The 26,472-nt window shown below is 56.8% G+C and carries 14 protein-coding genes; 5 read left to right on the top strand and 9 right to left on the bottom strand.

From position 1 onward, the window contains the following. Window positions 1–244 precede the first annotated feature (244 nt). The 4 genes from VFQ24_13655 to VFQ24_13670 all read left to right on the top strand — a co-directional run bounded on the left by VFQ24_13655 (window position 245) and on the right by VFQ24_13670 (window position 8,302). Window positions 245–1,966: a GWxTD domain-containing protein gene (locus VFQ24_13655; GenBank protein ID HET9179397.1), complete on the top strand. Its 1,722-nt coding sequence runs from the start codon at window positions 245–247 to the stop codon at window positions 1,964–1,966. A gap of 68 nt (window positions 1,967–2,034) precedes the next feature. Then, complete coding sequence (locus VFQ24_13660) at window positions 2,035–3,834, top strand: carboxypeptidase-like regulatory domain-containing protein (protein HET9179398.1); 1,800 nt, start codon at window positions 2,035–2,037, stop codon at window positions 3,832–3,834. A 246-nt stretch (window positions 3,835–4,080) separates the two neighbouring features. Then, window positions 4,081–6,915 (top strand): ATP-binding protein, encoded by a 2,835-nt coding sequence (locus VFQ24_13665; protein ID HET9179399.1) that lies wholly within the window; start codon window positions 4,081–4,083, stop codon window positions 6,913–6,915. Continuing rightward, window positions 6,905–8,302: a sigma-54 dependent transcriptional regulator gene (locus VFQ24_13670; protein HET9179400.1), complete on the top strand. Its 1,398-nt coding sequence runs from the start codon at window positions 6,905–6,907 to the stop codon at window positions 8,300–8,302. The genes VFQ24_13665 and VFQ24_13670 overlap by 11 nt, the downstream gene beginning before the upstream one ends. Before the next feature lie 67 nt (window positions 8,303–8,369). Here the strand turns inward: VFQ24_13670 and VFQ24_13675 are convergent, their stop codons facing one another. From VFQ24_13675 to VFQ24_13705, 7 genes are all read right to left on the bottom strand, one after another. Continuing rightward, window positions 8,370–9,206 carry a type II CAAX endopeptidase family protein gene (locus VFQ24_13675; protein ID HET9179401.1) on the bottom strand — a complete coding sequence of 279 codons (837 nt, stop codon included), beginning with the start codon at window positions 9,204–9,206 and terminating at the stop codon, window positions 8,370–8,372. 78 nt (window positions 9,207–9,284) lie between these two features. Continuing rightward, window positions 9,285–12,125, bottom strand: a complete 2,841-nt coding sequence (uvrA, locus tag VFQ24_13680) for an excinuclease ABC subunit UvrA (GenBank protein HET9179402.1) — start codon at window positions 12,123–12,125, stop codon at window positions 9,285–9,287. A gap of 218 nt (window positions 12,126–12,343) precedes the next feature. Further along, on the bottom strand, window positions 12,344–13,147 hold the full coding sequence (locus VFQ24_13685; GenBank protein ID HET9179403.1) for a hypothetical protein: 804 nt from the start codon (window positions 13,145–13,147) through the stop codon (window positions 12,344–12,346). 10 nt (window positions 13,148–13,157) lie between these two features. Then, a complete protein-coding gene (locus VFQ24_13690) occupies window positions 13,158–14,102 on the bottom strand; it encodes a VWA domain-containing protein (GenBank protein HET9179404.1) in 945 nt (314 codons plus the stop codon). Then, window positions 14,102–16,897 carry a hypothetical protein gene (locus VFQ24_13695; protein ID HET9179405.1) on the bottom strand — a complete coding sequence of 932 codons (2,796 nt, stop codon included), beginning with the start codon at window positions 16,895–16,897 and terminating at the stop codon, window positions 14,102–14,104. The genes VFQ24_13690 and VFQ24_13695 overlap by 1 nt, the downstream gene beginning before the upstream one ends. A gap of 298 nt (window positions 16,898–17,195) precedes the next feature. Beyond that, on the bottom strand, window positions 17,196–20,111 hold the full coding sequence (locus tag VFQ24_13700) for a carboxypeptidase regulatory-like domain-containing protein (protein HET9179406.1): 2,916 nt from the start codon (window positions 20,109–20,111) through the stop codon (window positions 17,196–17,198). A gap of 78 nt (window positions 20,112–20,189) precedes the next feature. Beyond that, a complete protein-coding gene (locus tag VFQ24_13705; protein ID HET9179407.1) occupies window positions 20,190–21,458 on the bottom strand; it encodes a hypothetical protein in 1,269 nt (422 codons plus the stop codon). Window positions 21,459–23,156: 1,698 nt separating this feature from the next. Between VFQ24_13705 and VFQ24_13710 the strand changes: the two genes are divergently transcribed. Further along, window positions 23,157–24,638, top strand: coding sequence for a DUF4382 domain-containing protein (locus VFQ24_13710; GenBank protein HET9179408.1), 1,482 nt, complete (start codon window positions 23,157–23,159; stop codon window positions 24,636–24,638). Window positions 24,639–24,714: 76 nt separating this feature from the next. Here the strand turns inward: VFQ24_13710 and VFQ24_13715 are convergent, their stop codons facing one another. Both VFQ24_13715 and VFQ24_13720 read right to left on the bottom strand, forming a co-directional pair. Continuing rightward, a complete protein-coding gene (locus VFQ24_13715) occupies window positions 24,715–25,242 on the bottom strand; it encodes a DUF1572 family protein (protein ID HET9179409.1) in 528 nt (175 codons plus the stop codon). Continuing rightward, a complete protein-coding gene (locus VFQ24_13720; protein HET9179410.1) occupies window positions 25,239–26,210 on the bottom strand; it encodes a DNA-3-methyladenine glycosylase in 972 nt (323 codons plus the stop codon). The genes VFQ24_13715 and VFQ24_13720 overlap by 4 nt, the downstream gene beginning before the upstream one ends. Window positions 26,211–26,472 lie beyond the last annotated feature (262 nt).

Genomic DNA, 26,472 nt, shown 5'->3' on the forward strand with positions numbered 1-26,472 from the left:
TTGCCTGGAGCGGAACCCCCGGTCGCTAGGACTCTGACAGTCTCAAAAGCAGGGATTCTGGGTCAGGACGCCGGATTCTCGCTCAGATTACCATTTGGCCGGAAAATTATCACTGATTCCAGCAGGGAAACGGCCCGTTTTGGGCGTCTCCGGCAGCAGTGGAACTGGTTGACTTTCTGGTTCTCGAAAAATACAATTATGGCTGTTGGCTCTCCGTGGTGGAGAAGCGAGGAGCGTGGCTGCGATGGGAGTCTTTAGACCTCCGGAAATCGAAGTTCGATCCCGGCGGATTGTGGTGGTTCTAATTGCCACAGTCGCCCTGGGAATGGTTGCGTTACCGGCTTTTGCAGGCAGCGGGAAAGGCCAGGAAGAACAAAAGCTCACCAAACAGGAACGCCAGCGGCAGAAGGCGATCCAGAAGGAAATGGAGAGCCCATACAAGCAGTGGATCAACGGGCCAGTCGGATATCTTATCACTCCCGAAGAGCGGGCTGCATTCAAAAAGCTCACCACAGACGACGAACGCGATCAGTTTATCGAGGAATTCTGGCGGCGGCGCAACCCTGAACCAGGTTCACCCGAAAACTCTTTTAAAGAGGAAGTTTATCGCCGTATCGCCTATACCAATGAACATTTTTCCTCCGGCATCCCTGGCTGGAAGACGGACCGCGGACACATCTACATCATGTACGGCCCGGCGGACGACATTGAAACTCATCCAAGCGGCGGGACCTACGTAGCAAACCCGACCCAGCTCCCGTATTCCGGACCGGACGCTTCCAACACCATGACCACCTATCCGTTTGAGGATTGGACTTACCGTTACATCCCGGGGATCGGCGAAAACGTTGAGCTTGAGTTTGTTGATCCCACTCTGACCGGGGAATATCATCTGACGATGAATCCTTGCGAGAAGGACGCCATGGCAAACGTGCCGGGCGATATGACGGGATGCCAGGGCGGCGTATCCATCGGTTCGATCTGGAACCCCAATCTGGTGATCAGCCCCAGCCAGTTAAGCGGAGGGAGCAATGGGTCTGGGGCCATGGTGACATCCAACATCATGGGCCACGAATATGATGAGTTCAACCGCCTGGACCTCTATGCCAAAATCTTTCAGGCGCCGTCGGTCAAATTCAGGGACCTGCAGAGCATGGTGACCTCCACGGTGTCGTCGCAGCTTCTGCCGTTCAGCGTCCGGACCGATTTTATCAAGGTCACTGAGGACACGGTCCTCACTCCCATTACCGTTCAGATCCCGAACCGGGACATGCAGTTTGAAAACAAAGAGGGCGTGATGACCGCCGTGATCGACATTTACGGGCAGCTCACAACGATTGGCGGAAGAGTGGCGAACACGATCCAGGACAGTGTTTCGGTGTCTGTTCCGGAACATGATTTCCAGTCCTATGTGAACCAAAAGTCGGTGTACCAGAAGACGGTGTATCTCCGTCCCGGACGCTATAAGCTGAGCCTGGTGATCAAGGACAACAAAAGCGGGCACATGGGGACCGAGAACCTGGGCATCGTGGTGCCACAGTTCAGTGACGACAAGCTGTCCACCAGTTCGCTGATTCTGGCAGACCAGATCCAGCCGCTCCCTACAAGCGAGGTGGGCTCGAACCGCTTCGTTATCGGCGGAACAAAAGTGCGCCCGAGCGTCAATCAGGTTTTTACCCAGAGTCAGAACTTCGGCATTTATATGCAGGTCTACAACCTGGGTCTTGATCCCAAAACGCACCTCCCATCTGCGAATATTGAATATGAGATTTCTAAAGACGGAAAGACAATCTTGAACCAGACAGAGCAAGCAGCCGCCCTTCAGGATGCATCGGAACAGGTAACCTTGGAGAAGACGATGCCGGCCAAACTACTCCAGCCTGGCAAGTACACTTTGCAGATCAAGATCACGGATAAGGTTAAGGCCGAGTCGGATACCCAGACGACGAACTTCCAGGTCGAGTAGAAGTTTGGGGGTACCTGACGAATCGATAGCCGGGACAAACAACCTTAAAAAGGTCAGGTCAAGGCACCATGCAACGCGTGAATAAACCGAGGGGGAAAGCGGAGCTGCTCTCCGCGGGTGGCGTAATACTGTGTGTCCTGCTGGCGGCATGCCAGGGCTTCAGCGCGGACTATGGCAGGGTTTCGGGGAAGGTGACGGACGGCGCCGGCAACCCCATTTTGGGGGCGACGGTTTTATTAAGCGGACCCGGCATCGGCGCGCCCAACGGGTTGTTGGAAGGCTCGCTGGACAGGGTCTTTACGGACGCTCAAGGCAATTTCACCATCCGCCGTGTGGCTCCTGGCTGGTATTCCCTGCAGGTAATCTCGCCGGCAAAGCTGCCGGGATTTCGCGACAGGGTCCAGGTGCGGCCTGGTGTGACGACCCGTGAAGCTTTTGCGCTGGGCGACATCCTTTCCGGATTTCATTGGCCTCGCTCAGAAAATGATTCTCATGGCTGGGAACAGGGATGGAAATGGATCCTGCGGACCTCAGGTTCAACCCGCCCCATTCTGCGGTATCGAAAGAATGACCGCGACCACCAGAAGGCGGCTGAACATACCCCCCTTCCTGCTCAGCGTGTGATTGCCATGGTCCCAAATGCTGGGGGCGGCAACGGTCTTTCAAGAGATACAGGGTCAGGGACTGTGGTTGCCTACCTTCGTCCCCTGGACGCAAACTCGGACGTCCTGGTGGCGGGTTCGGTCGACCGAAGCGATGCCAACGGTTCTTCGATCATCACTGAATACCGCAGGGGCCTTCTCAATCAAAATCACGAGGAGATCAGCCTGGCAGTCCATCGGCTGGACCTTGGGGGAATCAATGGCCCGATTTCACCGACGGACGAGGGCGTCCCCATGTCGCGCGGCATGGTCTTGCGCTATGTACAGACCCGCCAGATCTCCAAAGATTTGACCCTGACGGCGGGATTTGAGATGAAGTATCTGAATTCCGCGGGGGACGCTGGCACCACCCAGCCGGAAATAGACCTGGCGTACACACTTGACTCTTCCACGGTCCTGAGTTTGAGTTACGGCTCGGACAGCCCGCAACAGCCGGACACCTTGCTGAAGCGGGTTGGCGATCTCAACGCGTTTCCCCAAATTACCCTTCAAAATTTTCGTCCGCGTCTTGAGACCGCCAGACACGCCGAGTTTCGCATCCGGCGGAAACTGCGTGGCGGGTCTCGAGTGGAGTTCGCAGCCTACCACGATGGTTTCCAGGATGTGGCCGTCTGGGGCCTGGGTGGAGCTCAGGACCTGGTGGATTCGCCTGCTGGAGGCAACGTTCTTATCACCCCCACCGGCAGGGCAGTGCTCAATGCGGGAAAGTATGGTTCTTCCGGCGCGGAGGTTGCCTACGACCGCAAACTGGGCCAGCGCGGGGAAATTGGCGTCATGTACGCCTTTGGTGGCGCTCTGGCGGTGGACCCGTCGATCCAATTCGGCCGCGGAGTTCCTGTGGAATCGGCGGATCTGCCCGCCTATGTCCGCTCACAACTGACGCAAACGGTTTCGGGCAGGTTATCAACCTGTATTCCGGGTCTGAATACCCAGATCATCAGCACTTATAGCTGGCTTCCTGCCGGGCGCGTAACAGTCGTTGACCCGTACGGACAAAGCAGGATGGAGTTCCAGCCCTTCCTCGGCATGCAAATCCGCCAGCCGCTCCCAAAAATCGACATGCTGCCGCTGCGGATCGTTGCAATTGCTGATTTCAGGAATTTGTTAGGCCAGGGTTCCGTGTCGGTCAGGCAGGCCGACGGCACATCTGTTTTGCTGACGCCCGCTTATCGCAGCATCCAGGGAGGATTTGCGGTCCAGTTTTGAGGTCCGTCCCACGGCGGGCGTTTGGAGATCGACCATGCAGGACATTGCAGTTATGCACGAGGGCGCTGCGCGCTTTCATACGGAGTTCCAAACATCATATGCTCGCTGTCCTGCCAGGCCGAAACGCTTGGGTGAGTGATGCAAGTTGTGCTGGAAATAAGAGAAAGGCCGTGACGATGGGAAGGAACCCCATTTGCCTGGAAGGTGCAGCAAGTTCTTGCTTTGTTCCGGGATAGTACAGGTTCTATGAGCGTTCGGGCCCCATACCGCTTCCTGACCCTCCTGCTCGCGATCGTGAGCGTGGCGCTCGTTATTTTTGCTTTCATCAACTTTCAACAAAGAAGGGTCTATCAACTTCCTACAGACGGCGTTTCCTGGGTAGCGACGCCTCAGGGTTTAAAGGCATGGAGCGTCAGTGCAAACTCGCCCGGGAAGCAGGCGGGAATTGTTGCCGGCGACTTCCTTACGTCCATTGACGGCCACCCGGTTAAGACAACAGTTGACGCAAGCCGCGCGATTTTCGATAGTGGCGTGTGGTCCCGCGCCACCTACGGCCTGGTTCGCGGCGGCGAGTCGTATGAGGCCAGCGTCGTGCTCGCGCCTGAAAACAATGCCAGGGGTATCCACGGTTACCTTGAAATTGTCGGAATCATCTATCTGATGATTGGGGCGTTTGTATTTCTGCGCCGCTGGTCGGCGGCAAAATCGCTGCACTTCTACCTCTTCTGCCTAGTGTCTTTTGTCCTTTACTGCTTCTCGTACACAGGCAAACTGAACCTTTTTGATTCTTCGGTTTACTGGCTCAATGTCACGGCCCTCCTGCTGCAGCCAGCGCTGTTTCTGCATTTTTGTCTCACGTTTCCTGAAAAACCCCGGTTTGTTGAGGGGCGCACCTATTTACTGCCGGCTCTTTACGCTCCCGGCGCGCTTCTGTTGGCCTTTCACGCGCTGGTGATGGCTGGATTTGTGACTTTGCCGCTGCCGATGCTTTCTGTTCGCTGGTTGATCGACAGTCTGGAGATGGGCTACCTGGCGGTTTTTTCGGCCGCTGGCGTCTTCTTACTCTTCCGCTCGTATGGCCGCGCAAGCTCTCCACTGGCCAGGCAGCAACTTAAGTGGGTAACACGTGGGGCCGCTGTTGCCGTGATTCCCTTCGCGGCTTTGTACGCCGTTCCATATTTCCTGGGTATGGGATTCATTCCGGCGGAATGGTTGAAGCTTTCGGTTTTCTCTCTCGTGCTGCTTCCCTTGACGTTTGGCTACGCCATTGTTCGATACCGCCTGATGGACGTTGACATGATTTTCCGCCGCGGCATTGCTTATGCTCTGGCAACCGCTGCGATTATCGGCTTCTACTTTGGGCTGGTGTTCCTGTTTGCGGATTTTTTCCGCAACAATGCCCTGATTACAAGCCAGGGCGGATGGCTGCTGGCCATTGTGATTACAGCTCTGTTGTTCCAGCCTGTGGTTACGCGGATCCAGGCGAAGCTTGACCGGTTCTTCAACCGGGAACGCTATGACTACCGCAGGACGCTTCTGGATTTTGCGCGCGACATCGGGTCCGAGGTCCACGTCGACTCGCTGCTGGATCAGACGGTAGAGCGCCTGGCGGAAACGCTGGGGGTTGATCGCGTGGCCGCCTTCCTGAGGCCCGAAGCGGGGGAGTTCCGTCTGGCCAAGTCCCGCGGCCTCACCTTCGGGGGCGACCTCGACCTGAGCTTTCTCGACATGCCTGGGATTCAGGAAGGGAAGGGTTACCTGTTTTTTGAGAGCGTGAAGCATCCATCTGACACGCCGCCTTCCACCCGCTTGACGATTGAAAGGCTGGGTCTGCACTATTATCTGCCTTTGAGGGTGAAGGGGAAGACTCTGGGTTATCTGGCGTTGGGCAAGACTGAGGACGACGATTTTCTCTCCAGCGAAGATGTTGACCTGCTGCAGACCGTGTCCGGCTACATTGCCATCGCCGTCGAGAGTGCCAGGCTTTATGAATCTCTCGAGCGGAAGGCCCTGGAAAATCAGGCCCTCAAGGATTTCAGCGAGAACATCATCGAATCGATCGATGCGGGAATCGTGGCGTGGAATCCCGAACAGTTTATCGAGTCCTGGAATTCTTCCATGGAGACGCTGTACGGAATCCCGAGCGCCGAGGCTGAAGGGAAGCGGTTATCCGACATTTTTCCGCCGGACCTGATTTCCCAGTTGCCCCGGCATTCTGAGCCCTATCGCTCGTTGAATCTCTACAAGTTCCACCTGAAGAATGCTGTGGGACGTTCGTTGATCGTAAACCTCTCGACCGTGCCGCTTCTGGGCAAAGACGACCACGTGATTGGCCGCCTGCTGATCATGAATGACCTCACCGCGCGGGTTGAGCTGGAAGACCAGTTGGTGCAGGCGGAAAAGCTTTCGTCAATCGGCATGCTGGCGGCCGGAGTTGCACATGAGGTGAATACTCCGCTGGCAGTGATTACCTCCCAACTGCAGATGATGATGCGACAGCTCCCTTCGGATGACCCCCACTCGCCCGTTCTGGACAGGGTCGTCAAGCAGGGTTTCCGGGCTTCAGAGATCATCAACAATCTGCTGAAATTCTCGCGGGTCAGCGGAAGCGAGCGCGTCGAATTGGAACTGAACAAGTCCATCCAGGAAACGCTCAGCCTGGCGGCTCCCATGCTTCGGGCCGCCAAGATCAGCCTGGAGTCGCGGCTGGACTCGGACCTTCCTACCATTCAGGGAAATGCCGGCAAGCTGCAGCAGGTTTTTATGAACCTGATTATGAATGCCCGCGACGCCATGCCTTATGGGGGAGACCTGACCGTGACGACCAGCGCCGTTGATTCCACCGTCTCAGTCGAAATCGTCGATAACGGTGTAGGCATTGCCCCGGAAAATCTCCGCAAGATCTTCGACCCCTTCTTTACAACGAAAGCAACCAATCGCGGTACGGGACTTGGTTTGGCGGTGAGTTACGGCATTATGCGTGAACACTCCGGGAAGATCTATGTCGACAGTACAGTCGGCCGCGGAGCATCGTTCCGGCTGGAATTCCCCGCCTCCAGGAAACCGGTCAATGTCCTCTAAAGCAGGCGCCATTCTTATCATTGACGACGAAGCGGACGTGCTCGCCAGTCTCGATGAATTGATGCGGACTGAGGGCTACCAGACTGCAACGGCCTCCACTGCGGCAACAGGGCTGGAGCAACTGGAGAAAGCTCCGTACGACCTGGTCTTGCTTGACATCAGTCTTCCGGATTCCAATGGAATTGACGTGCTGAGGACCATCAAGCGGGACTCGCCGGAGCTTCCGGTGATCATGATCACCGCTTACGATTCCAGTCAGGTTGCCTTTCAGGCCTCTCGCGAGGGCGCCGAAAGTTACGTCACCAAACCCTGGGACAATGACAAATTGCTGCTCGAGATTCGAAATCTGCTGGACCGGTCGCGGTTGCAGGTGGAAAACGTTTTGCTGCGGCGCGCCCTCAAGCGTTTCGGCCTGCCCAACGTGGTCGGAAAAAGCGAGCGCATGCAGAAAGTTTACGACCTCATCACCCAGGTCGCGGCCAGCCGCGCGACGGTGCTGATTACCGGGGAAAGCGGGACCGGCAAGGAATTGGTGGCCAAAACGATCCACGCCACGAGCCCTCGGGCAGACAAGCCTTTTGTTCCAGTCAATACCGGTTCGATGCCCGTGGACTTGCTTGAAAGCACGCTGTTTGGGCACGTTAAGGGAGCTTTTACTTCGGCCATTGCCACTAAGCGGGGCTTGTTTGAGGTTGCGGATCAGGGCACCATTTTCTTTGACGAGATCGGGACCATCGGGGTGGATACGCAGGCGAAGCTGCTGCGCGTGATTCAGGAACGCGAGTTCATGCGGCTTGGCGGCACAGAAAGCATCAAGGTGGATGTGAGGATTTTGGCGGCCACCAACTCGGACCTCAAGCAGATGGTCCAGGCGAACAGGTTCCGCGAAGATCTTTACTACCGGCTGAACGTTATCAGCGTCCATCTGCCGCCGCTGCGCGAGCGCAAAGAGGACATTCCCCTCCTCGTAGACCATTTTCTGGTGAAGCATTGCAATGAAAACGGCCGCGAGGGTCTGAAGTTTTCTCCCGAGGCCATGAAGGTCCTGATGGACCACGACTGGCCGGGCAACGTGCGGGAACTGGAAAATGCAGTCGAGCGCGCCGTGGTTCTGGTTTCTGGTCCCCTGATTGGGCCGGAGGCGCTGCCCGAACAGTTGTTCGAGCCGCGCCGGGAGGGGCTGCGGACATTGGCAGAAGAGCAGGTTGACGGGCGTTCGCTGTTTGAAGTTGTGGAGGGCTTTGAAAAAAGAGTTATTCTCGATATGCTCTCCCGGACAAACTGGAGCCAGACCGATGCCGCCGACCGTTTCAAGATTCCCTTGTCCACTTTGAATCAGAAAATCAAGCGTCTCAGAATTGACGTAAAGCAACAAAGGAAAACCTAGGCCAGCGCACGTCCGGGATTTGTTGGCTGCGCCTCCTGCCCGCCACAAAAGCAGTATGTTCAGGCTCCTACCGGAAAATGAAGAAGCCAGACGGCATTCGATGGAAATGCTGTGTCTGGAGAAACAGCAGGAGCATCAGGGTCCCGTTGTAGGCAAGGTGGAGGACAAAGCTGGGAGTGAGAGAGCCTGTCAGACCTCGAACGATCGAGAATGTAAATCCCACAATCAGAATCATGACGACATTGTTCCACGCCCCCCAGTATTCCGGGATGTGCAATCCCGCAAACAGGATGGCTGTGGCCACAATGGCGAATGTAAGGCCGCCGTGTTTCTCAAAGAAAGCAAACAGCAGCCCACGAAACAGAAGTTCCTCCATGAACGGAGCTACGATGACGGCGAAGGCTGCTATTGCATATGCCGACGTGGGAGAATTGAACAATTTTTCGAGCGGGAAACCCTTCCGTTCCGGCAGTAAAGGAGGAACGATCATCACAACCAGCGAGAGAGCGGCGCCTCCCAGCAGGTAACGTATCGTGTGATGGGCTGAAAGCCCCTTCCACTTCAGAGCACCCAGGAAAGAAGTCTTGTAATACCATGTAATGAAAAAATAGACGTACGCCAGCAGAAGCAGATACCAGACCAGTTGGATCGTCAGGAGGAAGATTACATTGGTCTGCAAACCTTGTAGGGGGAGCTTCCAATGCAAGAGGGGCCTGAGGAAAGCATATCCGATGAATACCAGGAAATTTGCGGCCACCAGGGTGAAAAAACCAACCGCAATAAAAATCAGGAGATCACGAATCCTCCAGGTTTCCGGCAGCGGCCTGGCATCCAATTCGACCGTCGATTTTTCTGCCAGATTGCTCGATTCATTGCTGCGTTCAGTTTCGAAATGGAAGGTCATAGGATTTTGCGGCGGTGGCCCGGAAGCACATCAGGTATGCATTTCACTTCCCAGACTTTGGCTTCGGGCCGGGCCGCTCTAGAGCACCGGCACCGAAGCATCCCTGCCGGACGGTCCGGGTTGCTGGTCCAGGAGCGCGGCCAGAGCCTGACCTGTGAACGACTTTTCCACACACGCCACCTCTTCAGGTGTTCCCTGGGCTACGATGCGACCGCCTGCCTCGCCGCCCTCAGGACCCAGATCGACAATCCAGTCAGCCTGTTTGATGACATCGAGGTGGTGCTCGATGATGATGACGGTGTTGCCCAAATCTGTCAAGCGGTTAAGGACTTCGAGCAACTGCTTGACGTCGTCAAAGTGCAGGCCGGTTGTGGGTTCGTCCAGAAGGTATAGCGTGCGGCCGGTCTGGCGTCGGCTAAGTTCGCGAGCGAGTTTGATTCGCTGAGCTTCACCGCCGGAGAGAGTCGTGGCGGCCTGACCCAGATGAATGTAACCCAGCCCGACATCCTCGAGGGTCTGCAACTTCTGCCGGATTTGCGGTATGTTTTCGACAACGGGCAGCGCGTCAGTGACTGTTGTATCCAGCAGGTCCGCGATCGAATAGCCTTTGTACTTGACGGCAAGGGTTTCCGTATTGTAGCGGCGCCCGTTACAGACTTCGCAAGTCACAAACACGTCGGGCAGGAAATTCATCACGATGCGCCGCATGCCGTCACCCTGGCAGGCTTCGCACCGCCCGCCCTTGACGTTGAAGCTGAAACGGCCGGCTCGATATCCGCGCTCGCGGGATTCCGGCAGCATGGCGAAGAGTTCCCGAATCGGTGTGAAGACGCCGGAATACGTTGCGGGATTTGATCGTGGCGTGCGCCCGATCGGAGCCTGGTCAATCACGATCACTTTGTCAATTTGCTCAACACCGGCTATTTTGCGATGCTGGCCGGGCTCATCGATGGCCCGGTAAAGCTTACTGGCCAGCGCCCTGTAAAGGATGTCGTTCACCAGTGTTGATTTGCCCGACCCGGAGACCCCTGTCACCACCACAAGGAGACCCAGCGGAAACCTGACATCAATGTTCTTCAGGTTATTCGCGCGAGCCCCCAGCACGGCGAGAGACTTCCCATTCGGCGAGCGCCTCTTTTCCGGGACGGGAATGCGACGGGTGCCGGAAAGATATTGGCCCGTCAAGGAAGTTTCGCAGACGGCCACCTGTTGCGGCGGTCCACAGGCGACAAGCGCGCCGCCGTGCTTGCCGGCGCCGGGGCCCAGATCAATGACGTAATCGGCGCGGCGAATGGTTTCCTCGTCGTGTTCGACCACCAGAATCGTGTTGCCCATGTCTCGCAGCCGCTCGATGGTCCCCAGCAGCCGCCGGTTATCGCGAGGATGCAAGCCGATGCTCGGCTCATCCAGCACGTAAAGAACGTCGCGCAGCTTGGAGCCGATTTGTGTCGCCAGGCGGACCCGCTGGCTTTCGCCGTTTGAAAGTGTCGCGGCCGATCTGTCCAGACTGAGGTAGCCCAGCCCAACGGTATTCAGAAACTCCAGCCGGGCAGCAATCTCGTTCAGGATGCGCCGCGCCAGCAGCTCCCCTCGCGCGTCCAGCTTGATGCGACCGACGGCCTTCTGAGCTTCGCCCACCGGCAGAGCAGTGAAATCCGCAATCGAAAGGCCCGCAACTTTGACAGCCAGGCTTTCCTGCCTCAATCGTTTGCCACTGCACTGCGGACAAGGCATTGCGGAGGTGTAGCGCTCAAACCATTCGTGGTAGCTCTCGGAATTCGTCTCCGTATACCATCGCTCGAGGAGCGGAATGATTCCTGCGAATCCGGCACGGCGTTGCGAACCCCGTTGGCGATTCCCGTAGAGGATCAGGTTTTGAATCCTGGCGGGAAATTGCTCGAAGGGCGTGCGAAGGTCAAAGCCAACCTGTTCCGCCAGACGAGCCAAGCTCCGCTGAAGATGGCGCGAGCCCGACCCCGGACCCAAACCGCCGGCAAACAGTGGCCGCGTCCAGTCCACGACAACTTTGGCAGGATCGAAGGTAAAACGGCTGCCCAGTCCCCGGCACGCTTCACAGGCGCCATAGGGACTGTTGAATGAAAATGACCGCGGTTCAAGCGCTGGAATGTTGCTGCCGCAATGGACGCAGGCCCACTCCTGGGAATAAAGGTGCTCGTCACCGTTCACCACCGTGACCTGGACGATCCCCTTCGCCAGCTTCATGGCCGTTTCGATTGAGGCCGAGAGCCGGCTTTCGACTCCGGGCTTAACCAGCAACCGGTCTACCAGCACTTCAATGGTGTGGTTTCGCCTGCGGTCCAGCCGAATCTCTTCGTCGAGTTGGAGCAACTGCCCATCGACACGTACCCGGACGAATCCCTCGCGCCCCAGTTGATCAAACAGGTTGCGGAACTCGCCTTTTCTCCCGCGCACAACGGGCGCGAGAATCATGATGCGCGGGTTCCCATCGTCTCCGGCCCTGCCAGTCTGGAGCGCCATGATGGATCCCACGATTTGTTCCGTCGTCTGGCGTGAGATGGGCCTCCCGCATTTTGGGCAGTGGGGTACTCCAATCGTGGCGTAAAGGAGGCGGAGATAATCGTAGATTTCTGTGATGGTGCCAACTGTCGAGCGAGGGCTGCGGCTGGTGGTTTTCTGCTCGATGGAAATTGCAGGGCTCAGCCCTTCAACCGCGTCAACGTCCGGGCGCTGTAACTGGTCCAGGAACTGCCGCGCATATGCGGAGAGAGTCTGCGCATATCGGCGCTGCCCTTCGGCGTAAATGATGTCAAATGCCAGGCTCGATTTGCCTGACCCGCTTAACCCGGTCACCACAGTAAACCTGTTGCGCGGGATCGAGACGTCGATATTCCTAAGGTTGTGCTGGCGGGCTCCCCGGACTGTAATTTGTTTGAGCATGCAGACACTGCCCCTCTGGCGCGTAACGCGAGTTGAGGGCAATCTACCATCTTAAAACCTCGCTCACTGTCCGTCAAGGAAGCCGGGGCGTTATGCAGGGCCGGTCTGCTTTTGACAATGTAAACGTTTCAGTTGAAACCATTTAGCGGAAAGCGGCGATTGCAAAAACGATTCAGGTTCGAGGCTGGCACTGGAGTGGTCGAAAAGGCTCAAGCCGGTCACTTTTGCGATAGCTGCTTTTCAAGCCGATAGGCCTTGGAATTGAGCTCACTGAGGTGTTGGAGGTCATTGTCGGTGAGGGAAATGGCGTTCTGGATCATGTCCAGGGCTGGGCCTCCAAATGAGTTGGAATCCTGCCCGCGGTTGGATGTCAGCATACCACTCATGGTTCGGAACTGGTTGGTGAGATTTCGATAACGGGCCGCGATGGATGTGAGATAGGTTTCCCGGCGACGGTCGAGGTCCTGCAGGCTTAGCAGGATGTGCTCGCGTTCAGCCACACGGGCGTAGCCTTCGTTGTTCGAGGCACTTAGTTGCTCGTTAGCTTTCTGCAAATCAGCAACATGCCGGCGAGAATTTTCAGCCTCGGTTTGCGCCGATTCAAGCTGTTGCTGCATCTTGTCCAATCGGCCCTGCAGTTCATTCTGCATATCCTGAAAATGCTGATTGGAGGCATCAAGCGCCTTCGCGTTCTCGGTTTTGGAAGCGGAAAGAGTGTCCTGGAGATGTGTGACGCTGGCATTTGCCGCATTCAACTGGTCCGTAAGCTGCTTGATGGTGGCGTCGCGCTCCGCAATCACCGCCTGGATATTTCTTTCCGGAGCCGGTTTCCCTGGCCTGGACGCGCCGAGGCGAAGTTCGCTCTGGCGAAGAGCTTCCTGGCCTTCGCGTAGAGATTGGAGCGCGGCGTCTCGTTGCCGCTGTGCTTCCGCAAGTTGGTTGGACTGGCGGAGAATGAAGCCACCCGCAGCCACCAGGGCGACTGCCAAGCCCGATACAACGGCGATTTGCACTCCTCTCATACGCAACAATTCACTCCTCTCTGGGCCGAAAATATGGACGCCATGAGATTTGGACCTCCTGACCGTTGCAAGAGGCTTTCAGGCCGACTTGCAATTCTCTGTGACTTTTGCGTGGAACCGATAGAGTCAGTCCCCAGACATCCGATATGCGTGTGAATATGTGGGAAATCGCCTGCGGAATTTCCGCGGTGGAGCGACAAATGACTGTTTCTCCGCCGGTGTCTTTTGCCAGGGCGTCGAGGCCATTTTGGTACGCTAGATCGAGCGAATTTTGCCGGTAATGAAGGTGGACCACAAACAATGGCGCTTCCAGGGAGCTGATACGCCGCTCCAGTTTGGATATCTTCTCATTAATCAGAACGTCCCGGAAGCGCCGGCTAAGATCGTGCGTATCACTCGGATTGATGACGGGATCCGTATAATCTTCACGGTAGTTATAGATGCTTCCGTCTGTAATGTAAAGCACAGAGACGCGGACCGGCGACTTACGAATCATGGCATCTGCCAGCGACAACGTCGCGCGAAGAGTTTCAAGCAAACCCGGCGTTCCGCTGCTTGTGAGGGACTGGATCGTGCCAATCACCTTCCGGCGGTCAGCGGTGGGGTCAGCCAGGACGTGTAGTCCGTCCTGCGCACGGAGCAATCCAACCCACGAATTCTGGGGGAGTTTGGAGATGTTGGTCGCCATGGCCTGCTTCGCGTCGTCGATCCGCGAAAGGTCGCCGGTGAGATCCAGCACGACCAGGACGACCTGATCGCTGGTCGGAGCCAACGCTTTTTCCACTGTTACGGGGTGACCGTTCAGTGTGGGGCCGAATGTAGGTGTCTCCGCACACTTTTCCTGATCGATCCAGGCGGGAATGGAGAACCCCGGAGCCTTTACCTGCGCACGGGCAAGAGCAGTCCCGATCAGCACAAAAAATACGGTTGAGAGGACAGGAACACCTCTTAGCATCAGAAGCTCAAAATCAGCCCTAACTGGATAACCCGCCCTCCCTCCGAGCCGATTATCCTGCCAGCATCAATGTTCGGGGCGCTTGCCGGACCGATCGTCGTATCGGGGTAGTTCCAGTTGGCATGGTTAAGAATATTAAAGGCTGTGAAGTTGAAATCCAGAGAGGTGCCACCAACCGGCATGCGCTTGTCCAGACTAATGTCGAACCTGTTTCTGCCCGGGCCCAACAGGTCTGAAAGGGTCCTTGGCCCATCTCCAAGGGTGAAGTCTGCGGGCTGGGCAAAGGCGGAGGGATTGAACCACTTTGAGGGACCGGGTTCCGCAACGCGGGGATCTACGCCCGGCACAACGTCCACAAACAGGGTGGAGAGCACATCGCCGGTGTTGTTGAACTGCGGTCGCAACGCGAGTGGCCGTCCGTCATTCCAGTAGGCCATGCCGCTGATCGACCAGCCGCTCACAATCGGCTGTCCCCAGCCGACGAAGTCGAGCAGCGGTTTCCCGCCTCCGAACGGCAGATTATACATATAGCTGAACTGGATGTATTGCGGCGTGTTGTCTGAAGTTGGCGCCCAATCATTGCTGAGGTTGATAAGGTCCTGGTTCCCGTAAGGCCCCGAATAATTGTCGAACGCGCTTGAGAACTCGTAGGTGGCGGAGAACGAGAGGCCGTAGGACTCGCGCTTTTCCACCTGGACGTATGCGGACTTGTGCTGGTAGCGGCCCGCAGGATAAAGACCATAGAGCTCGAATGCCTTGAACTGGGGGTAGGGCTGAAGCGTGAGACGAAACGCCTCGTCATTGAGCCTGTCACGGTAGCGCAGGTAAGCAGGATCGATCGCGTTGGGGGTGGTGGCCCCATCGCCGACCAGGAGATCTCTGCCGGCGCTGTAGTCTGTTCCCACCGTCAGCACCATTGAAAAAGGTATCTGGCGCTCGACTGTCAACGATGCCTCCCGATAAGCGGGCACCCGGCTGGTCATATCGACAAAATCCGCGACGGTGTTGTCAGCCGCCGAGGGGCTCAGGTCCGGCAAAGGCGTAGACAGCGGTGGAATGCCGCTTGCCAGTTCCAGCGCAGGGCTAAGCTGATTGTTCGCGGAGGTAAACGTCTGGCGGGCATTGAATCCTTGTGTGCCCCACTGTCCGTTATACATCGGCATGTGCCCGTGCCAGTGGTGGAAAGAGGCACGCACGCCAGTCTTGGAATCACCGCCAGGGTTCCATGCCAGTCCCAGTGTGTAGTCAAGATTAACGCTGGAGGGCCGCAGACCGCGCGAAATCCTGTTGCGGCCGGCAAAAACCAGAGCTCCAAGCCGGCGGGTTGCAGGATCAAGCACCATCGGATCGATGGTGCTTTGACGGTCATACTTTTCCACCCGTGGTGTATACCGCTTGAAATTGAAGTCGAGACTAATTGCAACTGTTTTTGACAACTGGTATCTGTCGCCACCCGAGATTGACTGATAGGAATTACGAAAATACGATGGTGAAGTGATGACGGTACGTTCTGCATACTGCGGCAGGCCTAGGAGAAAGCTGGCGAACGGATCGCCTGTGTTGACGATGCCTGGCAAGCCCGTCAGGCCTGTGGAAAACTGGAAATAACCAGTTGGGTATTGCGGCGTGTAGGAATTCATCTGGTACTGGTCGGCCTGGAAGGTCAACTGAAGGGAGTGTTTGCCTTGCTGTGTGGATATCGAGTCTCGGATTTCAACGGCGTTGCGGGCGTTTTGTGAATTCGGGTAACCGGTGCCCATTGACAGATAACTGTCGGCAAGCTCATAAACGGGGAAAGGAGCCTGTTCGCCGCTCCCGGCTTTTGTCACATCTGATTCCGCCGTTAAATGGACTGAATTGACCGTCCTTGAAGTGGCGGTAAAATTGTAGCTGATTTCAGCGCGCCACCGCGAGTAGTGCTGGTCAGGGGCTGTAGGACTGGCGAAGTTTGGAAAGTATTTCGGAGCGCTGACGAAGCCGTTCGAGATGGCCGTTTGGAAACTCAGCCGGTGGCGGGTGCCCACCGACTGATCAACTCTGGCGATGATTCCGTCCGCAGTGTCATACTGTGGCGCATTGACGAAATAGTTATTTTCGAAGAACGGCCCCACGCTCGCGTTAGGCAGGGGATAAAACGATAGAGCTTGCTGGATCCCCGGCGAAAGTTTGTCAGGGGCGATAATGTTTCCTGGGAAAGGCGATCGGAGATATTGCAAGTTGGTGGTCGAAACCGGCAGAGAAGGGTCAAAGGCCGGATTGGAAGCGGTTGTTGCCAAGTCATAGATGATGAGGGGGTTACCAGCCTGGTCGACCGTCTTTGAAAAGTCTCCGTTGCGTTGGGCTGCTGTGGGAATGGTATGAAGTGAAGCCCGGGAGATGGTTTCGCGCACGCCTTCGTAGGACAAAGCGAAGAATGTGCTCTGGGGGTTGTTCACCAGATGCGGAATCAGAACCGGGCCCGATACGTTGAATCCGAACTGGTTTCGGTGAAGCGGGGATTTAGTGCCGCCGTTTTGATTGACCTCGTGCGGGATAGCATCGAGAGAATCATTACGGAAATACTCATATACGCGACCGTGCCAGAGCATCTTGGGGCCAAAGTTTCTTTGGGCCGACGGCGGACTTCCTGGCCGCATGCCCCATTTGCCCGTCAGGACCTTGAATTCTTCTGTCGCTTGGGTGAGAGGAACTGCTTTACTATCAGCAGATTCAGAGTTTCTTCGAGTGGCTGAGGCAGAAAAGGCAATCGGAACGCTCATGATGAGCCCCAGGAGGGCGTAGACGAAAATCTTCATTTCGGGCTCGTACAAGGCTTAGATTATATACCCCGTGCGCTTCCATGACAACCCTTCGGATTCATTCACTTAGGGGCTTTTGGGCGCCGAACGGACCTACGGTGAGGTTCGCCGTGGTTCGATGCGATTGGGTGCAGAAAATGAAGGTCAATTGAAAGTTTGGCCAACCTGGATCTGGTCAGATCGGCAAAATTTACCCTGAGCCTCTGCTCCCCGATTGCGGCGATCAGAACCGTTCGCAAATTTGAGGGTGAACCAGCTCCGGACGACGCCGCAGAGGGAGTTTTTCCACAGCCTTCTAGAAGTTAAAGCGCGCGAACAGGTCAAGCCTGCGGTTCGCGGAGGGGTTGTTAAAAAAACCACCGGCCAGTGAGTTCGAGCGGCCAAACAGATAGTCAGGAGACGTCAAACTGCCAACCGGAGTGCCAAGGTTCACCTTGTTGAAGACATTATGGGCCATAACGCCCACCTCAAGCGTAAACCGCCGGTCGCTGGAACCACCGAAGCGGGGACCGCCTCCGCCGCCGCTGAGCCCGCGGCCGCCAAGCCCTCCATGGTCGCGATGATACCCGCCGCCACCTCCGCCCTCACCGCGGCCCCCGCCGCCTTCAACTTCTCTGCCGAATCCGAAGGTCTTTGAAAGGCGAGCGTTCATTGAGAATTGGCTGGGGCCAAAGTAGTAGTTGACAGGGATGAGGGGACCGCCCAGCGTGGGGTTGATGAAGTCGGACTTGACCGGCTGGCTACAGGTGATGCAGGCATCTGAAGCGAAGGCAGGCCTGTCGTTGAAAATCGAATCTCCGTTTAAGTCCTGCCCAAGGGTGACGCTATAGGGATGCCCGGAAGTGAAGACCAGGAACGGGCTGAACGTTAAGCCGTAAGGCAGGCTAGTGGAGCCGCCCACGAAAAACCGGTTGCGTGTTACCCAAGGGGCGCTTCCGTAACTTTGAGAGAGATCATACTGGTTCATCGGAAAGGAGCTGGCTCCGTTTTCGCCTTGAACAGCGTTGGCATTGGCATAGCTCAACGTGTAGTAGCCAAAAAGCGAAACTGCAGCACCCATGCGTATGTTAAAATTCGCGATCAACTGGTTCTCGTTGTAAAGCCCCGCATCTTCATACTGGTAAATGTTCCCCACGTTGCCAAAGGGGCGGATGCCACTCGTTGGATCGGCGGGGTCAAAAGTCCCCGGCAGTGGAGCGTTGATATTGCGGGTGAGAAGCTGATGGATTCCGTGCGTGGTGATGTAAGTGACTGAAGTCTTGATGTTCTTGTTAATTTGCCTCTCCAGACCAATGGCGCCCTCGATGACGTAAGGCGACTGGAATTGCCGGCTGATCTGGTAGATGGTCGGGAAAGCGGCAGAAGCTGCTATCGAGCTGGCAGGCGGAAGGCCCGGTGGCAGGAAGTCTGGAGAATTCACAACGAACCGTTGCTGATTAATGCCGTTCAACTGTTCTGCCTGGAGAATATTTTCTGTGTCCAAGCGGTCGTAGAAGATGCCAGCGCCCGCCCTCAGAACGGTTTTGGGGGCCTTCCCGTGTCCATCGATTCCCCACGCAAGACCGAAGCGCGGTGCGATGTCAAAGTGGTCCTGAATGTCGGTCTGACCTTCAAAGCGCAAACCAAGCGTCAGAGAGAGATTGGGGAGCGTCCGCCAGTTGTCCTCGGTGTAGAGGGCGTAATCGAATCGGTTGACCTTGGCAACTGGATTTCCGGTGGTTATCGAGAATTGATTCGCGCCTCCGCCTGCCGCTACAATTTCCTCAGGTGTGAGTCCCTGGGCAAGACCCTGTTGAAAACTCGAATAGCTCTGGATGCCCGTGAACGTAAAGGTGCCGTTGTAGCCGCTGGTCGAGTTGATAGCCTCATCGTCGAACCGCACACGTCCCCCGTAAGTCAGGCTGTGCTTGCCAAAGTTGGTTGATGTAAGGCTCTGGAACTCGTATCGATTTTCAGTGTCTCGGGAAGTTCCGCTGCTGTTTCCGCCGCCGGTGAAAGCTCCAAGCACACGGATTTCCGGGTCCGTGCTGAAGGGGTTCTGATCGTCCGTGCTGTGGCGATATTCAAAACGGTTCTGCATGACGGTCCGGGTACTGATCACCTGGGTGTCGCTAACCTGGACCCGCTGAGAGACAGCGGTGGAGTCATACGCTTGAGAGGGAAGAGAGAACTCCGAGAGGCCGTCGTTCGTGTCATTGCGCGACCATCGTTGATAACGGACGGACATTACGTTGGTGTTGGTCAACTGGAAGTCCACACGCGGGCTGATGTTCGTCCGCGACGAGGGGCTGGGAATAGCCTGGCTGATCTGCATTCCGTTCGGGTTAAAGGCCGGGGTTGGAACGACAGGCGTGATGATAGACGTGCTGTCGCTGCTGCGGTGGAACATACCGAGGAAGAATGAAAGTTTCTTTCCGAGCGGCCCTCCGAAACTCCCCGCGTACATCTGGGAGTGGTAGCCCGGCTGCGTCGCCACGAAGGGGTTGCGCGAATTAAAAGACGAGTCGTTGCCGTAGGAAAAGACACTGCCATGATATTTTGAGAAGCCTGGCTTGGTGGTGATGTCGATTCGTCCGTAGCCCAGCCTCTCATACTGGGCGGAAAACGGATTTTGGTTGACGCGGACTTCCAGAATCGCTTCCTTTGGCGGAAGTTCGCCGCCCGAAAAACCATCGATGTAAATCTCGCCTCCATTGGGCCCGGCTGCCGGGCCAGCCAGTTGTTGAAGTTCCTCCTGCAGCTCATCGGGATCATCGGAAAGTGACTTCAAAGCTTCTCCCTTTAGAACCACTGCGCCCACATTCTCTTCAGGGCTGACGCTGAGCTGCTGGCCTTCGCTCTCCACGGTAACCTGCTGCGTCTGCATGGTCAGTGCCAACTGGGCGTCCACAACCTGCGCGTGGCCGGCTGCAACGTTGATTCCTGCTTTCGTGAACGTTGAAAAGCCCTGTGTGGTGATTTGAACCGAATATTGGCCGGGCGCGAGATGATGGAAGGTGTAGCGCCCCTGCGCGTCCGTTTGGGCAGCCTTGGTTTGACGGTTGGGACCGGTTAATGTAACCGTCGCCGCGGGAATTACGGCGCCCGATGGGTCCGTAACCTGACCACTCACTGTGCCGTTGCCTGTCTGTGCGAACACCGCAGCAGAAAAGCAAATTGACGCCAGCAATGCCCAGAGGGGACGTCTAAACCTTCCTAGCAATTCGTTCATCTCAAAATCCTCCAAAACTTCGCATTCTGATGGAACTTAACCATGATTCCGGTGGGCCGTCTGTTTGAGAGGCTAGAATTATGGGCCGCCCGCGCCTCCTCCCCCCTGGTCGCCTCCACCGCCTGCCTCCTCGCCGCCGCCACCGCCCACGCTCATATTCCACGGACCCAGCACAACTTCTTTGCTGCCCTTGGGTCGGGCACGGAGTATGGGCTCAACGCCGCTGAGCACAGCGATGGCCGTAACCTGGTCCGGTTTGGCTCCCTCGGTGCTCACAACGATAAGCGGCTCGCCTGACTTGAGGTCGGTGAGTGAAAAGGCCGGCATTCGTTGCAACATTTGCTCGAAATTTCCTGGGTGACCTCCCGGCGTGCCGCGTCCTTCACCGGGCCCGCCTGGCCTGCCGTTGCCTTGATAATTTGCCCGGCGGGGTCGTTCACCGGCTTCGTTTCCTGCCTGCTGGCCCGCGGCCCCGTTTTGAGCAGATCCGGCGTTAAATGCGGCAATCGTATTGGCTACTTCCGGAGTCAGTTCGTGCAGCTTTGATTCTGTGTTTGTCCGCACCAGAACGGGATTGCCTGTAGCGAGGTCTTTCACGGTGATGGTTCCGTCCGGCGCATCGACGGATATCACGGTCGCCCCGATATTCCGGAAGGTTCCCGAAACCACTTTTTGGGCGGTGAAGTGGGTCCCGTCGGGACTTTTCGAGCCGAGCGCTCGCACCTGATCGCCGACGCGAATCTGGTCCAAGGGGGCCGGTTTGGCGTCGCTGAATTTGATTGAGTCCGGGGCGTAGCGTAGCAAAGTTGCGTTGGATGCCAGCGTAACCGTAACGGGATGGGTCAGGTCGCCGGGCTTGGGGGACGTGTTGGGTACTGCCAGGGTGATTTCCTTGGTTGCCGGATCGACGGTTTTAACCACGCCAGAAATGCCATTTTTTAACCATTGAAGTCGCTCAGCCTCACGGGCGGTTTCGAGCGCCGCCTTACTCATAACGACGACAGACTTGGCACTGACGGATTTCTGGTCCTCTGACAGGGGACCGATAATCAGCACTCGGTCGCCCACCTGGACGTCGGTCACGGCGATTTTGTCTGCCTCCTTCAGGCTCTTCGCGCCGGGAGGGACTTTCAGGACGGAAACATCCTCTGGCAGTCTGACGGTGAGGTTTGGTCCCGCGTCCGTGTGGAGCGTCAGTTGACCGGCCTGGATCGCCGTCACCACGCCTATCGGCCGGACTTTCTGGGCAGCTGTGGCATTTTGGGCCGAAGGCTGGGCCATCGCAAGTGCTTGAAATAAGGCCAGGCAAGGAACGACCCATACAAGGCGAGCTTTCCAACTATTCATCTTTTATGACTCCGGGCGTAACCATTTGTAGACGAACGCGGCCTAGGATGGGTTTCGCCCTTGTCGCGGATTTTGCATTTTTTTTCATTATGGGCCTGAAACCGCTCTCCGAGGCGCAGTTTAAGTCCGGGGCGAAAGGATCTAACTCTTCGCTTTCTTCCTGACGGTATATTGGTTCAATATAATTATAGCGGCTGTGTAAACAGCCCGACACTCGACAGTCAGCATGACTGCCGTCCGGCAGGAGGGCTGGTATGACGAACGTGGGTGAGCCCGAAAGAATTGTGATTGTCGAGCCGCTGAAGGATCCAGTGCCGAGGGAGTTACCGCATGGGCCTGAAAAACCTTCTCAACCGGCTCAAGAACCGGAGGAACGGCCCGTCGACGCGCCACCCGGGAAGTCATCCTGAGTCGGCTGTCGAGGGTATTCCTGACTTTGTTGAACCCCTGGTGGCATGGCGCGCGTGGAGAGTATGGACGCCATCGTCGCGCGATTCAAATTCTTGTCCGGCCTTGTGCAGCGTCATCCAGGATACGCCTTGGACGCCCCGAAAAAGGTTTTCGGCCGAGCATAGCTTTGATCTGGGGGCAAAGTGCCGGGGATTTCTAGCTCGGGACTGCTCCTGTGGAATTTATGCGTTTAAGGACCCCCTGGAGGCGTTTGTCTATCTGATAAAACTGCGTGACAGGCTGCTGAGCATGGCTGTGGAGTTTGCGCTTGGCACTGTGAGCCTTTGGGGCAAGGTCGTCGAGTGCGAACTGGGGTACAGAGCCCAATACGCCTACCCCCAGCATGTTTATCTGCCCGCCTCTTTTGCCCGGTTTTTGCCCAAAGTTACGCTGACGTTCGGCGTTATTGCGGGAGTTTATGTGTCTGCCTGCGAGGAGGAAATCAGCCTTCCGGTATTCTCGGGAACGCGTTCTCAGCAATCTCCGAGGCTGCATTTGAGGAACTCGGTATATCTTAGTGCCCAGGGTTTTCCTTACGAAGTTGGATTGTACGATACTATGGCCCCGTCCGGGCCAAGAGAGCCGTTACCTGACGCTAATGCAGACTTCCCGCCTCCTGATCCAGACTTACCCGGCGACTCTTGCTGGTCCTGAAACAGCTTTCCCTTGCCTTCTGTGCCAGCGCCAATCGACTGTGCTATGATCTTGGATGCTGCTCGCCTGCCGGTTTTCATCAGGCGAGCAGCACTGGCTCGCCGCAGCTCGAGTGATGGGCGTTTCCCAAAACGCTGCTGGTGTAGAGCGTGACTGGATGCCTGCGGGCAGGTTTGCCTTCGAAAATTTCAGGGGTCCTAATCCCAAAGCCGAGTTCATCAAGGCGCAATGTGCGCCGCCGACTGAAAGCTGGTTCGGCCCAGGTAGAGGTTGTAATCGCAGAGGGATGGCGCGGTCGTAGCGCGGCCCGGCGTGAAATTGAACCGCGGAGCAGTGGGTGAGGTGCAGGCCTCGTCGAGGGTGCTCCGACCATCCCCTTTTCTCGGTGGTGTGGTGGATAACCCGAAGGGTTATTTTTGTCATCTGAATTATTCGTTCGTAAAATCAACAGGATATTGGCTGATGGCCTTGAAAAACTGCTTTCACCGGCGTGGAACTGATACCCCGACCTCCGGTAGAGGTACACCTGGTGATGGAATTCGGCGTCGGAGAGTTAGTGCCGGGCTGTGGTTGGCACTGGCAGCAACTTTGCTGATGGTAGCCTGTGGGGGTTCGTCGTCCAACAACCTGCAGCAAAAGCCGAACTCCAACGGAGCGCTCTACACCTTCGTCGCCGACACCCCGTCCTGCGACGTCCTGTCATTTGGTACTTTCTTCACGAGCATGAATCTGCATAGGGCCGGCAAGCCCTCGACCTCCCAGGTGGCGGTATGGCCGACGGCCGTTGCGCCGACATCGCCTGTAGTTGAAATGAGTACCCTGCGCGACATCATGTCCATAGCGAACCTGACGTCCATCCCGCCGGGTACCTACGATCAGGCAATTTTGAAGGTGGTCGTAAACTCTGCTGCCACGTATGATCCCACACAGAACCCGCCCTTCAAAAGGTTTTCTCCAAGCCTTAGCTCGGACACGGTAACCATTAACCTGCAGCCAGCCCTCACCATTACGTCTGGCAAGATCAGCGCACTCATGATTGATCTCGATCTGCCACAGTCCCTCAACGTGGATTCGCAAGGTCAGTTGACGGGGAGCGTCACATGGGTGTTTTCCGGCTTTCCGATGGTGCCATCCGGCGCTACAGGCTTCGGCGAAATGGACAGTATCTACGGGTTTGTGCGCACGGTGAACAGTTCGAGTCCCGGCGCCGGGTTTACCAGCAGTTTTCAATTACAAACCCATACAGCGACGCTGACGGGAAACGGCCCTGCGCTCAACGTAGACCTGACGGACAGCACAGACCTGTGCATGAACGGAGCCTGCGGCGTGCCGGTCTCGGACATCGACCAACTGACCACCGGCAGTTACGTCGAAGTTGACGCGTACGTCAACGAGACGGGCAACGTGGTTGCCAATAGAGTCCAGGTGGAAGATCGGGAGTCGCTAAGCGATAATCTCCTGGCCTATGTCGGCCCTGTTCTCGACGTGACGAAGGACGCCAACGGCAATGCGATTCAATTTGACATGCTGGTGCGCGAGACCGAACCGCCTGACGCCACAGACATTCCCAACAGTACCGCTGTCACTGTGTATGTTCCTCAATCCGCCACTTTTAATCCTCTGTTGATTTCGCCTGACATCATGAACCTGGCATCCAATGGCAATCTTTCCTTTGCCGTCAACTCCCTTGTTCCTGGGCAGGAAGTGGTGGTGCACGGAGCTTTCTCAAAAGCATCTGGCGGCATCACCACTGTCACTGCCAACTCGGTTTACCCACGTTTCCAGGCCGTCCAGGGCATGTTTTCTTTGCTGGCGGGCAGTCCCGGTTCTGATAACAAGACCGGAGCGTTTCAAATGGCGCCATGTAATGGCCTTCTCGGCAGCAACCCTTTTATGGTGGTGACAGACGGTCAGACCCTTTTCGAGAACACCAGTGGATTGAGCACGCTTTCGCCTACCACACCCGTGCTGGCGCGTGGACAGATGTTTTTTAGCACTGGTGGCAGCACCATCAACGGAGTTCCAATTCCAGCGGGAACAGCGGTCCTGGTGGCCAACCGGGTTCGCCAGTTCTAACCGGAGGCATCCTCAGTCCATGTTATTTGAGTCTCCGGAGGTTCAGCTTGGCAGCTCATTCCCTTACCGCCGGCAGTCATTTTCTTTTTGATTTTCTTCTTTGGGCGGGCAGTCGGGTGAACTTCAAGTCTTTCCCTCGCTTAAGCTTGGTGACGTAGATAATCTGGCCTGCGTGAAAGGCGAAATGCTCCGCTACGCGGCATACAGCCTGGTACCCGGTGACCCGGAAACCCTGGATGGAATAGGATTGCAGAAGATCAGGCTGGCGGAGGTTTGTCAGCACCGCCTGGGCCTCCTTTACAGTGCTCCGCATCCCGTCGATGAGTCTGCAGCGGGGAATCGGGCCCGTCTCCGCAAATTCACGGTCCCGGTCGCGCAGGTCGGCCTGCCTTCCCAGGCCGGCGATAATCCATTGGCGAACGTTTCCCTGAAGGTGTAAAACCATATTGCCCACGCTGTTCGATGCGGGGTTCGGCCGCCACCAGATTTCGTCCTCGGCAAGGAGCTCCAGGCATCGGGCAATGCGCGGAGGATAAACTTCCATCAGCGCGTGACATGCCTCTTTCAACAAAGCGCCCGTCAGGTCTGGGTCAAGTTCCTTCATCTCCGCCTCGTCCCGGAATATATTTCTGCCAGCAGGCTTTCCTTCCACTCCGGCCGTTCCCAGTAGGTGAGCCAAAGATAGAAAGTGGCATAACTTCGCCACCCCGCCCATTTTCTCCCGATCTGCTCAACGCGGGCCGAGGTAGGCGCCTTGCGAAGCCGGTAGAAAATTTGTACGGCTTTTTGCAGCCCCACGTCGCCTGACGGCAGGTGGTCAAGCATTCCCAGCGCCCGAAGGCAGACATACTCGGCTGTCCACGGGCCGACTCCTTTGTGCTCCAATAGTGCCGCACGTGCCTCATCGGGTGGCGCGGACCTTAGCCGCTCGAGGTTAAGTTTGCCGTCGGCAATGGCACGAGAAATGCCCGTGATGTAACGCGCCTTGGGCCCTGAGATCTGGAGCTTCCGAAAGTCTGCCGGAGTTGCAGAGGCCAGCGCGGGAGGCTCCGGGAAGACGTGGTAGCTCGTTCCGTTAAACTCTACGCTTTCGCCGTAGGCTTCAACCAGCGCCCTTTTCACCTGGTGCGCAAACGCCAGATTCACCTGCTGCTCAAGGATGGCGCAGACTACGCACTCATACACGGAGGGGGCTTGCGGAATGCGCATGCCCTGGAAATGGTCAACAAGCCTGCTCAGGACTTTGTCATTGCTCGCCAGGCTGTGAAACGGCGCCAGATCCAGCGCAGCGGCGAACTGGCGTGAGACCACCTGCTGAACCTGACCACGCACTGTCCTTCCATTCGGGCCTCTCAGCACTCTGACCCGCAGGCTGCGTGCGGTGGCGTGGAGTTCCTCCGCCACGCCATAAAGCACGGGCCGCCCGTCAATCCAGATGGCGCGCCGGTATTCGCCGTCCTCGTAGTGGTCCATCAGCGGTTCATGGGGCCGACCGTTCAGAGTGGAAGGCGGGCTCAGGATGAACTTCAGTGTGCGAACGAAGTTGAACGGCTGTTGTGGTTCAATCAACATGGTTGCTGGACTTGCTCCTTATGGGTCCTTTGGCTCCGGACCTCCCCCGCTTCGGCGTCGTGGGTCGCGCCGCTCACAGCGCTCTGCTATTCTGGCCGAGTGCGGCGGAATTCTCAACTGGGCGTATGGAGACATGTTAAATGTAACTGATGAGAGGCTGTCGAGACATTTAAGGATGTAACCCGTCGCGCCGTTTTAGGTGTAACCCGAATCCAGGGAGATGGAGGAGGGTTGCCATGAGTCGTCACTCGAGACGGGAGTA

Source organism: Terriglobia bacterium, from assembly GCA_035712365.1.
GTDB lineage: Bacteria > Acidobacteriota > Terriglobia > UBA7540 > UBA7540 > SCRD01.